General features: G+C 50.5%; 8 protein-coding genes. 5 read left to right on the top strand and 3 right to left on the bottom strand.

Annotated features, from left to right (window positions below; translation table 11 throughout):
- Positions 1 to 170 precede the first annotated feature (170 nt).
- The 5 genes from I9W95_RS10635 to dinG all read left to right on the top strand — a co-directional run bounded on the left by I9W95_RS10635 (position 171) and on the right by dinG (position 8,402).
- Positions 171 to 3,173, top strand: a complete 3,003-nt coding sequence (locus I9W95_RS10635; RefSeq protein ID WP_225674653.1) for a hypothetical protein — start codon at positions 171 to 173, stop codon at positions 3,171 to 3,173.
- Positions 3,174 to 3,247: 74 nt separating this feature from the next.
- Positions 3,248 to 4,207 (top strand): hypothetical protein, encoded by a 960-nt coding sequence (locus I9W95_RS10630; RefSeq protein WP_225674651.1) that lies wholly within the window; start codon positions 3,248 to 3,250, stop codon positions 4,205 to 4,207.
- A 30-nt stretch (positions 4,208 to 4,237) separates the two neighbouring features.
- Positions 4,238 to 5,680, top strand: coding sequence for an ExeA family protein (locus tag I9W95_RS10625; RefSeq protein WP_318653608.1), 1,443 nt, complete (start codon positions 4,238 to 4,240; stop codon positions 5,678 to 5,680).
- Positions 5,681 to 5,688: 8 nt separating this feature from the next.
- Positions 5,689 to 6,306: a general secretion pathway protein GspB gene (locus tag I9W95_RS10620; protein ID WP_225674649.1), complete on the top strand. Its 618-nt coding sequence runs from the start codon at positions 5,689 to 5,691 to the stop codon at positions 6,304 to 6,306.
- Positions 6,307 to 6,311: 5 nt separating this feature from the next.
- Positions 6,312 to 8,402: an ATP-dependent DNA helicase DinG gene (dinG, locus tag I9W95_RS10615; protein ID WP_225674647.1), complete on the top strand. Its 2,091-nt coding sequence runs from the start codon at positions 6,312 to 6,314 to the stop codon at positions 8,400 to 8,402.
- Between the two features lie 101 nt (positions 8,403 to 8,503).
- Here the strand turns inward: dinG and I9W95_RS10610 are convergent, their stop codons facing one another.
- The 3 genes from I9W95_RS10610 to I9W95_RS10600 all read right to left on the bottom strand — a co-directional run bounded on the left by I9W95_RS10610 (position 8,504) and on the right by I9W95_RS10600 (position 11,184).
- A complete protein-coding gene (locus I9W95_RS10610) occupies positions 8,504 to 8,659 on the bottom strand; it encodes a hypothetical protein (RefSeq protein WP_225674645.1) in 156 nt (51 codons plus the stop codon).
- A 423-nt stretch (positions 8,660 to 9,082) separates the two neighbouring features.
- Positions 9,083 to 10,360, bottom strand: coding sequence for an alpha/beta fold hydrolase (locus I9W95_RS10605; protein ID WP_225674643.1), 1,278 nt, complete (start codon positions 10,358 to 10,360; stop codon positions 9,083 to 9,085).
- A gap of 218 nt (positions 10,361 to 10,578) precedes the next feature.
- Positions 10,579 to 11,184, bottom strand: coding sequence for a hypothetical protein (locus I9W95_RS10600; protein ID WP_225674642.1), 606 nt, complete (start codon positions 11,182 to 11,184; stop codon positions 10,579 to 10,581).
- Positions 11,185 to 11,367: the final 183 nt, after the last annotated feature.

The following is an 11,367-nucleotide window of genomic DNA, read 5'->3' as shown; positions in this document are numbered from 1 at the left end:
TTGGGTTTTGGCGAATGCAAACTTAACCGATTTTACTGCCGTTCTCATTTTTCACGCTTAAATGCGATGAACCTTTTTTTATGTCAGCGTCGTGTAAATCACGACATGCATGTTTTGTTCGGCGCTTCTCGGGTTACAATAGTGCGTAACTAACCAGAAGAACAACAACAATGAAGTTTTCACCTCTTTTTGTGATGGCATCGGTCGGCTTTGTGCTGGTTGGATGTTCAGGTAACAGCAGCTCCAGTTCCCAGAAGGTTGAGCCAAACAAGTTTGTAAATGGCTATGTTGGTGCTTCCAATATTCATAATGCCGTTATCCAGGCGGTGCCGATTGATTCTCAGGGGCAAACGACTACTGAGATCAACGATGACTATAAAGAGGTCTATGTTGGCGATAAGGCGACCTCTACCTCAAAAGCTTATTACTCCGTAGAAATCGATAGCGACTATGTTGGCAAGGCAATGACCCTGATTGCTCTGCCTAAAGACTCGTCGGAGACAACTGTACGTTGTCAGGTGGTTAGTGGCTGCGCATCTGACTGGGCATACCTTGCTGAGAAAGCGTTGCCGGATGACGCTGAGTTGCGCGCCTCTGTCGGTGCTGCTGAAGATAATATGCGAATTAATGTTAACTGGCTGACTCATCTGGCCAGTGCTTTCGCATATACCAGTTATATTGATACCAGCGGATCTGAAGGCGAATCGCCATCTACCGCGCGAACCGGCATATACAGTCCCTTCACCATTGAACGAGCTAACCTGTGGATAGGTTCTATGTTTGATGTGTCGGATATTATCTCGGTCACCGCGCTTGAGCCGGCAAAGCTGAATGAAGATTCTGGACTGGATTCTGCTCAGGAGGTCGAAGCTGCTTTTTACGGAGCATTAGCATCGGCCTCCCAGTCATTGGCAAAAAAAGCGGGCGTGACCGAAAGCGAGTGGGTATACGGACTCGTCAGTGAGTTGCTGCAGCGCCAGGGCCAGCTGTATCAGAAGGGTGGTTCTGATTACAGTCTTGATGCTATTTACGCTGCCGCCTATGACATTCTTAAAAACAATCGCGATTATCTGAAGTCCCGCTCCTATAAAGTGCCGTCTTCGGTGGATACTGCTCTGGATCGCATTGCCAACCTGCGTGCCGGACTCGTTGATGGCCAGTTGACTAATGTTAATGTCACTTCGGAAACCGTAGAAAAGTGGCTTGATCGCATTAACTACGCGAAGACCTTTGTAGAGGATCTGAACGAGCGGCTGGTGAACTACAAGGGTGATGATCCTGATACCTGTGCCAGTGGTACAGATCAGTCCGCTACAGATTGTGTACACAGCTTTATCGATCCGGCTTACGTCGCTAAAACAGTTGAGTATTACGACGCACTCAATGTTGTTTATAAAGGTGCGGCACCGGCATTGAATCAGGCAATGAATGAGCTGCGTGATGCATCGCTTGCGCTTATCACCTGTATTAATTCCGGCTGTGCCGATGGTCGTTATAACGCTGCTCAGCAGAGTCTGATCCTGAGTGGTATTACGCTGACTGTTGCCGGTACGGAAGAAGATTCGGTTAAGACTGATGATGGCAAGTTCTACGCCTTCGATATCGCCATTTCATCCGGCATCCTGTCAACTACCTACAACGATGGTGCAGGTACAGTGCAAAGTGTCAGTATCGAATTCGCACCACTGGTTACCCAGAATGATTATGGCGAGGATGTTGAAAACTCCCCATTCATGCGCATCGTTTACTCCGAACCGTATTCCCGGATTCCGCTCACTTATGTGGCGGATAGCCAGACAGATACGCTGCCGGTTTGCAGTGAATGTGTAGAGCCACTGGGCTTTAACTTCTTCTGGCCATACGTTTCCGTTCCGGTCACCGTTTCTGACACTACACAGACATTCGACCTGTATGTGGATGTAAGTCTTATCGGTGTCCGCGACGATCTGACCATCGCAGGCGGTGGCAATTCGCCGTATCACTATAACCTGACTGATGTTTCTCTGAGTGTCCTTGCTCAGGGAGAGGGTGAAGGCAAGCTTACTGAAAGTGGCGAAACGCTGACTCTTGGTGATAAATCAGAAGCGACATTAACTGCTACTTCTGCCAACGCTGCCAATTACTACTCGGACTCTCTGTGGCCGGAAGCGGATGATTTTTTCCGTGTTCGTGAAGGTTACGAAGCGGGACTCATTGAAAATGGCCTGTTTTCTTATCGAGTAGTGTACGCCGCCAGTGTGTTGTACGGAACGGACGCCTCGGACAACGATGTCTATCGCACTGCTGACTATATAGAAGTGAATATTAATGGTTATGGCATTAACCGACTTGAACTCTTTTCGTCAGATGATCTTGGTAATCCGGGTGTCCGTAAGTGTTCGGTAAATGAACTGGCCGGTGGTGTACGAGAGACAGATACCTGTACGACAGTGGTTGAGCTGGATGAAAATATGACCATTCAGCAGTTGGTTGATGAGGATTACCTCGGTCTGTTCTCTATCCCGTCGCGGGGAGCCTACCGGATTCTGTTTAATACAGATTCTGCCGGAAAAGCCGTGTTACGTACGGATGGTACAGATGAGACACTGAATGGTGAGCTTGAAGCTGTATTTACCCAGGGGATCACTGATCTCAATCTGCGTGTTGGTCAGGAGTTGGTTGAGTGCTCAGCCGCTGACTGTCTGAGCTCCGTTTCATCCTCATTTTCTCGATTGCCACTGGCGATTGTCGATATGAATTTATCGCGTGAAACCAAGGATGAATGGGAGGTGGGTATTTCTGCAGGTTATGACTATGAGTACACGGTAGGCCCGATTCCAACCGGGTCCAGTGCTCAAAGTCTTTATCTTGCGTACGCTGTTGGTATCGATGATTCGGGCTCTGTGGCCTATGAAGTGTCCGATCTGGCTATCTATCGTGGCGGCGTGACGCTGTTTGCAGAAGAGGGGGAAGCACTGGGTGCCATGATCTCCGGTGACGTTAATTATGGAGTGGACGGTACAGATCAGCCTTGCGGCATTATTAATCGTGATCAGAGCAATGCCAGTGACTGTCGCGCCGTTGGCTACGTCAATTATCGTGGATACCTGGTAGGTGTAATTCGTGAAGAGCGTGACGGTGTTTATGTTGTTCGTTTCTCTGATGGCCAGTTTGTAATTCTGGGTGCTAATTGATACGTAGTCTTGCTTCAGCGTTTTTAGTCACAATAACAACCTCACCCGCAATGGCGGTTGAGGTGTCGTCGTCGTTGCAGGTTCTGGCCTTTTCTGAGCCGGTATCTGTTAGTGATATGGCGAGTGGCTGGGATAATGGTTTTCGTCCCGGTCGTTATGCGTACGCTGACGCTCGTTATGAACTGGCGACCCGGTATCAGGCGGTTACTGTTGGTTATCTGCGGCGAGAGTTGTTTGATTTCACCTTCTCGCGCGGTACTTCGGAATATTATTATCAATTAGAAACAGGCACTGATAATGATGAGCCGTATCAGTTGCAGCTTGATGCTGATGCCTTTTCCGCCAGAGGCTTCTATTTAGCCTACGAGATTCCCGTTGCTGATTGGTCGATTTCTCCGAAGATCAGTGTTTTTCGCATGGATCACTACCAGTTTGGTTCGTTATCAGGTCAGGCGCAGGGGGATGAAGCGACGGTGGCGCTCTCCTATTACTTTGATCAGGATGAAATTCTGGACTTTCCGACCGATGGTTCCCTCGGAGAGGGTTTCTCTGCAGATGTAGAACCAGGTACGGGATACAGCGTTGATTTGTCGCTTGGTGGGCAGTATCTGTCCTATAGCGTTAGTGCCGAGGTAAGGGACCTGTGGTCGTATCTGAGTTTTCCGGTTGCGGCCCGAACGACGGGGTGTGTCAACATTGCTGCTGATGAGAATGTGTCCTGTCCTTCCAGCGGCGGGCGCTCTGAAGAAATAGATTTCAGTGTAAGCATTAAACCTACCGTGTCTTTCCTCGTGCAGAGGCAGGATAAAGGGCTACGAGTTGAAGGCTTTCTGCACGATCGCATCCGCCGGGCGGCTATTGGCTATGGCGCTGATACACCATACGGAAATATGTGGGGCGCAGCCTATACAACCAGACAGCTTGGCGTCGGTTGGCAAGGGCGGTTCGGTCAGATATCCCTGGCGACCGACGATTATCGTTTGTCGAAAGCCAGAGATGTTGAATTGAATGCTTCACTGGTGCTGAACTGGTAGCTGGCTCTTACCTGCTAACGCTTTTCCGGTATGATGCCGGTGTCTATTTCTTTGCCAGTCTTTATGTATACCCAGTATTTCAGACTCAGTCGTCTTCCGTTTACGATTTCACCCGACCCGGGCGTGACGTATCTGTCCGAAGGCCACAGAGAAGCGTTGGCCCACCTCCGGTACTCCCTTTCGGGTCATGGCGGACTGATCTGCCTGACAGGGGAAGTGGGTACTGGTAAAACGACCTTGTGTCGCCTGTTTCTGGGCCAGGTTGGTGAGAAGGTAAAGACTGCCTATATTTACAATCCGCGCTTGTCGTCACAGGAGCTGTTGGCGAGCCTGTGCGATGAACTTGAAATTGGTTATCCCGGTGATGCCTCCGAAGGAGATTTATACCGTTATCTTCAGTCGGCATTGCTGAACTACTATTCCGCTGGTTATCAGGTTGTCTGTGTTATCGATGAAGCACAGGCAATGCCTGTACATTTGCTGGAGATGATCCGGCTGTTGACCAATCTGGAGACGTCGACGGAGAAGCTGATGACGCTGATTTTGGTCGGTCAGCCAGAACTGCGAGAGTTACTCGGCCGTCATGACTTACGCCAGCTTAATCAAAGGATTACTGCTCGCTACCATCTCAAACACCTTCAGCAGGGGGAGGTTGGTAAATATGTTGAATTCCGGCTGGCTCAGGCTGGTACGAATGAAAAATTATTCAGCACTGCTGCCATAAATCGTTTATGGCGCCTGTCTGGTGGAATACCACGTAAGATAAATGTCATCGCAGACCGGGCGTTGCTTGGTGCTTATGCATCGGAAAAGAAATCTGTTAGTCACAAACTGGTTAATCAGGCGTCGCGGGAGGTGTCGGGTGAGGACGCTGCGTCATCGCGTATAAGCCGGGAGTTTTTACTGGTAACGACTTTCTCATTCGTTGCTTTCGCTGCAGTAGTTTTCGCCTATTGGGCTGGCATGTTCAGCTTCGCAGTTCAGAAGCCCGAAGCAATACTCGCTGAGGGGCTAGGGATTTCTGCGGACAACTGTGAAACCATCAGCAGGCAGTCTTCATACCGTTGTTTGTGGACGGAAATGCCAGTGCGTGACCTTGAGCGCTCGGGTTTACCTTATGTCATTACCGTAACTGATAGTGCCGGACGCAGTCTCTGGAAAACCTCGCTCGCAGTTGATGAGCGCTATGGCGGCCGGGCTCTGGTTTTATGGCGAGGCCCGGACAACTATGGTGGTGAAATTATACGGCCGGGCGAGTTCAGTCCTGTCGTCACCTGGGTGAAAGAAAAGCTGGGGCTCTCAGTTGGAGACTGGTCCGTAATCGGATCGTCAGCTTCGGCAATGAAATCCTTTGCAGAGTTTTATGATCCTATGATGGCAGATTCTGTGGCAGAGTTTCAGCAAAGTAATGGGCTCACACCCGATAAGATTCTCGGTCCGAAAACCATTTTCTATCTCTCGCTGCTGGATTAAATCGCTTTATGTCTTACATTCTTGATGCGCTGAAAAAGTCAGAGGCAGAGCGAGCATCTTCGGTGACTTCTGATGCACCGATATTGCATGCTGATAAACCAGTAACGCCTGTAATCAGTCAGCGTTGGTTGGCTGTTTTGCTGATGCTTGCGATTTCTATTGTATTGATTTTGCTGTGGTCTGTTTTTCAGATCTCTTCTGTTGAAAGCGTTTTACCTGTGCAGGATGATTCACCGAAATTTCCTCGGGTTGATGTTTTACAGCCCTCGTTGGAGCGTGAGAGCAAACCCGTGGTGGAAATCTCAGCTGCTGAACAGCAGTCACTACCGTCTGAAAAAAATGACCGAAGTATTGCGGCAAGTTCGATGCAGATATCTGATGCACAGCGTGCAATGCCCCCTCTGGATGTTTTGCGGAATATTCCGCAATTGATGGTGAATAGCCATATTTACAGCCCGGTGGCAGAAAAACGCAGTGTGGTACTGAATAACCGGGCGTACGCTGAGGGCGATTGGGTTGTCGAAGGGGTCTACATTAAAGAAATTACTGCTGACGGTTTGCTGCTCGATGCTGGCGGCTGGCCGGTGCATGTTGGCCGCAGCAAGGGGTGGCAGGCAATTCCCTGAGTATTATGTTAAGTAAAGAATCGAAAGAGCGCATTCAGGCGCTGTACCGTGAATGCATTAAGGCTCTGAATCTTAAGCCGCGCTATGGTCAGCGAGTCATGATTGCTGAAATTGCCAAGGCACTGGGAGCTGTACACGAGGACGAAAAAGGTGCTCGTGACAATAATGCAGGTATAGCAGTGGTTGAGGCTGGAACAGGTACCGGTAAGACCCTCGCATATTTGCTGGCCGCTTTACCTGTGGCAATTGAGAAAGAAAAGAAACTGCTGGTTTCTACCGCGACGGTGGCACTGCAGGAGCAGATTCTCGATAAAGATTTGCCAAATCTCAAAAAGACAATTTCCCTTCCTTTCAACTTTGCACTGGCAAAAGGGCGCGGGCGCTACCTGTGTCTGCTCAAGCTCGATAAAGCCCTGCAGCACATGTCTGGGTTGCTTTCCACTGTTGACCTGTTTGAGCAATCTCCTGAGGAAAAAGACAAGGAACTGTATGAGTCCTTGTTGATGAAATTTGGTTCAGGCCAGTGGGATGGCGATCGCGATCGTCTGCCTGAAGAAATTGAAGATGCTCAATGGTCACACCTTACGGCAACGCATCGGGAATGCTCCAACCGGCGCTGCCCGCATTTTCAGAATTGCGCGTTCTATAAGGCACGTAGTGCCATGGAGGATGCAGACATTATCGTGGCTAATCACGACCTGGTGCTTGCTGACTTATCGTTAGGTGGTGGTGCTGTGTTGCCATCACCGGATAAAACGATTTACGTGTTCGATGAGGGGCATCATCTGGCGGATAAGGCATTGAATCATTTCCGTCTCGACGCCGGTGTGCGATCACAGCGCCAATGGCTGCAGCAACTGGAGAAGGGGCTGGAGCAATTTGTCGCCGCGACGGGTGTGCCGGCCACTATGATGCATTCGTTTACGGAAGCGCCGCAGAATATCCGTGAGATACTGCAAAACATCAGCCTTGTCTGGCCATTGCTGATGGACATCATGGGTGACAGGGAACGAATGCGTTTCGAACAGGGACTGGTACCTGAAAACCTGCGTCAGTTACTGCTTAATATGAAGGGGCCTTTGCAATCACTGCTGCTGTGTCTCGACAAGTTGAGTGACATGTTGCAGAAATCTCTGGATCCGAAAGGCGAAGGTGACTTTTCCCAGGATATTGCAGAAGCCTGGCAGGCACCTATTGGCATCATGCTCGCTCGTGCAGAACAATTGTCTGAGGCGCTATCCTGGCTCTGTGCTCAGGAAGGTGAGGGCGATCTGCCGGTGGCGCGCTGGTTGAGTCGTGTACCTTTCGGAGATAGTTGGGATATACGCCTGAGTGCATCTCCGATTGCAGTGGCTGATCAGTTGCGCAAAACCCTCTGGAGTCGTTGTTATGGTGCAGTGGTGACGTCGGCAACGTTAACGGCCCTCAATAGCTTTGGCAAACTGGCCTGGGAGTCCGGTCTGCCTGATTGGGCCGTGTACGAGCGCGTAGTCAGCCCGTTTGACTACCAGAATCTCGGCGAGCTGCAGGCCGTATCGCTGGCCTCTGACCCGAAAAGCGATCAGTTTCAGGCGGACGTTGAAGAGTGGCTGCGTAGTCAGGTAGATCTCGGTAAGGGAACGCTGGTGTTGTTTAGTTCGCGTGCTCAGCTTGAAGCCACTCGTGACACATTTTTATCTGATTGGTATGACTACCTGTTGTGTCAGGGATTTCTGCCAAAAGCTGAAATTGTTCGCCGCCATAAGGCACGTATTGAATCGGGTGAAGGCAGTGTGATTTTCGGTTTGGCCAGTTTCGCTGAGGGTATCGATCTGCCGGGTGAATATGTCACCCATGTCGTTATTGTGAAGATTCCGTTTGCTGTGCCGGATGATCCTATCCAGGCGGCCATATCGGAATGGATGGAAAGTCGTGGGCGGAATCCTTTTATGGAATTAACCCTGCCCGCGGCATCAGTTCGCCTGGTGCAGGCATGTGGTCGTTTGATTCGCACAGAGCAGGATACTGGCAGAGTAAGCATCCTGGATAAGCGTCTGTTGTCTCATCGCTATGGAAAGTTGTTGCTGGATAGTTTGCCGCCGTTAAAGCGGATATAAAAAAGCCCGCGTTAAGCGCACTGCTGTCCCACAGTTTTAAAGATATCGGTTTTCTATAAACGACTTTTAAATCCGCAATGCCTGCTGCCTCCCAGGGGAACTTATCCCCTGGTCGGCAGGACCGACCCCAGCTTTTCGCTTCTGGAGCGTTCCCCCTCATTCTCTCGATTTTTCAGGCCACGCGCCCATGCGACATCCCTGTCGCCGTCCGCTCGTCGGGCATCCATGCCCGGCGGACCAGAAAAATCATCGTTCATATCGGCGCTCCAGGATGCGAAGAATGGCTTTCTCTATGCTGCTTTTTACTACGACGCCATTGCTGAATTTCAGTCAGAGACATGACATTCAGATTCTGCGTGACGTTTGAAATAAGGCGGTGAGGTTAACTAAAACAGCGCCTCTGGGCTCGCCGCAGAAAGCGTAGATATTTCCGACATGCCCGAAGGGACTCGGGCAAGCGGCCCCGGCTATGGATGGCCGATGGGGCGCGAGGTCAGGAAGTATCGAGATTTCAAGGGCAAACGAGCCAGGACAGCGCGAAGCGGGGAGATAGCCCGTCCGGCGATAGGGGCGGTCCGACGTTTCGGAAGGCCCCTCTATGAGGACAAGGGGCCTGGAATATCTAGCAAAAGTTCAAATAAAAAATTTGTGGGACAGCAGTGGCGTTAAGCGGGCTTTTTTCATGCTAACTGGTCCTGCACCGAGGCATTTGCACCGTCACGTACCAGAAGCAGATGGCTCTCAAGATAGTCGTTGAGTTTGTCTGCTTCTTTCAGGTCTCGCTGTATGATCAGGCAACGCATGGTTTTGCGTTCCCGTTCCATAATTCGAACGTGGTAGCGGGCTTCTGTCTGTGGAATCTCAAGCCAGAGGTTATCGCAGCCTTCTGTCAGAGCAAGGTCAGGGTGGATCTGTTCGAGTTCACAGCCTGCAAAGTTAATATTGTTAATACGAACTGTGTGCTGCTTGCCATTGGATTCATCGATCAGGTGGTAAGGCTGATCAAGTGGGCGCTGACGAGACTGAAGGCGCTGATCAGCGGTATCGTAAGCTTCTGGTTCGAAAACTTCGGTACCCGGAATGTTGTCGATGGCTTCGCCGCACATAAAACGATGGAATAATGTGCTGGCTTCTTCCTTACGTTCAAACTGTGCCAGGTGATCAGCATTATGGATAACCGCGAAAGTTGCATTTTCGCACTGGCGAGCAACCGCAGCATTTTCAGAAGGCAGAGTGAAATTATCGAACTCGCCGGTGGCAATCAGCGTAGGGCAGGCTGGGAATGCCTCGAATCCCGGGAAGTCCAGCAGTCGTTGGGTGTTCTGCGCGTAACGTGCTCGTTCGTTTTCTGTTAAACGGGCAATCTGGCGGAACAACAACCGGCGATAGGTTGGGCTGACTTCGGTTTCGGCCAGGCGATTATGGTTGATCAGGTTGCACACGGCCGTTGTCGCAAAAGCATTCATTTCGCCCTTCGCCAACAGGCTCAGCGAGTCTTCAAGAAGTGTAATCAGGCTTTCGCGGCGGAAACAGGTAATGCCAGACAACAAAAGACGTTCGACTTTTTCAGGGTAGGCTGAGGCGAACAGGGTTGCCATGGCTGAGCCATAGCTGATGCCAAGCATGGTGACTTTTGACAGCTGCATGTCGTCGCAGAACTGTGCGATCAGGTCCGCATAGTCATTAAGACTCAGCTCTGGCGCCAGCTGGTCGTTGCTGCCCTGAGAAGGGAAGTCAGCGAGGATTACCGGATGGGTAGAGATTACCAGTTCAACTTCAGCGCGAAAGGACGTGAAGCTCTGAAATGCTCCACCAAGGAACATGACCGGAGCTTTGTCAGCGTTTTCTGGGTGACAGAATGCCTGAAACTGAACTTTATAGTCGCCTTTTGCCGCATGCACAGTATGAATGCGAGGTTCGGCACGTAATTCATTGATGGAGAAGGTAGAGAACTGCATAGCGGTACAATCTCTTTTTTATTCTTATAGTCCAGTGACTCTACCCCATTTATAGACAAATGGCCACAGGTGTATGTTTTCTCGGGTGTCTGGCCTGAATTGGTAAATCATTGATTTTACTGATTCTGCTGCCTGCTCCGGGGGAGGAGTGAGTGGCCGAAGTGGATAATATTCAGTCTTCGGCCTTAGCAGGTGGTCATGAGGTTGTCGGGTTGGGCTTACTGGTTTGGCAGGTTAATACGGAATGTAATGTCATCCTGAGTGACGTTAACCTGATACTCGCCGTTGGGTGTTGTGTGAGTCTGGGGGGCATAGTTGCCGGTGTTGGGGATTACGATTTCAAACTGACCCGGGTTGATTTCGGTGCTTATGCCGACGGGGATTGTCCCGATAGCGGTGTCGGTTGGAAATGACAGGTTGTTATAGTCGATCGGTGTGCCCGGCGCCAGGCCCATAACAGAACGCAGATTTTCCTCACGCTGTGCCTGAGATGGGTCGATAGAGCGGGAAGTAAACTCGTAGGCAGCCTGGGCGTTCAGTTCCGCATTGTTTATTTCAGATTGATAGTTGTCTGTCTGTGGAAGGCTGTCGAGCGCAGCAGAGGTCTGCTCTCCTTCGCTGTATGGCTGATCCAGTTCGTCGACGCGGATGGTCTGCTTGCTGGTGTTTTCCTCGGCAGGCTTCCGGCGTTGAATAATGACGGTGGTGTCTTTGATATAGGTTTCAGTCATCTCTTCAGGAGGAATCTCGCGAACTTCCGCCGATACTGTGGCTGCTGAAAGCAACAGGGCTCCCAGCGTGAATCCTTGAAGTGGGCGATGCATGGCGATCTCCTGATAGTGCGCACTGTGTCGATTTTCAGAATAGACCAATGGCATGGTTCATGACATCTGTTGGCGGCCTGAATGAACAGTAATGGTGCAGGTGCTAAGACTTTTGGCGTCATTTGCGCTTAAGCGGAATCATTTGCCACAGATCCTGTCTCAATGGTCGCAAATATTACTGAT

Source organism: Thalassolituus marinus (genome assembly GCF_020320395.1).
Taxonomy (GTDB): domain Bacteria; phylum Pseudomonadota; class Gammaproteobacteria; order Pseudomonadales; family Oceanobacteraceae; genus Venatoribacter; species Venatoribacter marinus.
Note: the sequence above shows the minus strand (reverse complement) of the source record. Positions and strands in the feature narration are given on the sequence as shown.

Coding starts and splice junctions, on each gene's coding strand:
- I9W95_RS10600 (WP_225674642.1), bottom strand. CDS start 11,184: ATGCATCGCCCACTTCAAGGATTCACGCTGGGAGCCCTGTTGCTTTCA.
- I9W95_RS10635 (WP_225674653.1), top strand. CDS start 171: ATGAAGTTTTCACCTCTTTTTGTGATGGCATCGGTCGGCTTTGTGCTG.
- dinG (WP_225674647.1), top strand. CDS start 6,312: ATGTTAAGTAAAGAATCGAAAGAGCGCATTCAGGCGCTGTACCGTGAA.
- I9W95_RS10610 (WP_225674645.1), bottom strand. CDS start 8,659: ATGAACGATGATTTTTCTGGTCCGCCGGGCATGGATGCCCGACGAGCG.
- I9W95_RS10620 (WP_225674649.1), top strand. CDS start 5,689: ATGTCTTACATTCTTGATGCGCTGAAAAAGTCAGAGGCAGAGCGAGCA.
- I9W95_RS10625 (WP_318653608.1), top strand. CDS start 4,238: ATGATGCCGGTGTCTATTTCTTTGCCAGTCTTTATGTATACCCAGTAT.
- I9W95_RS10605 (WP_225674643.1), bottom strand. CDS start 10,360: ATGCAGTTCTCTACCTTCTCCATCAATGAATTACGTGCCGAACCTCGC.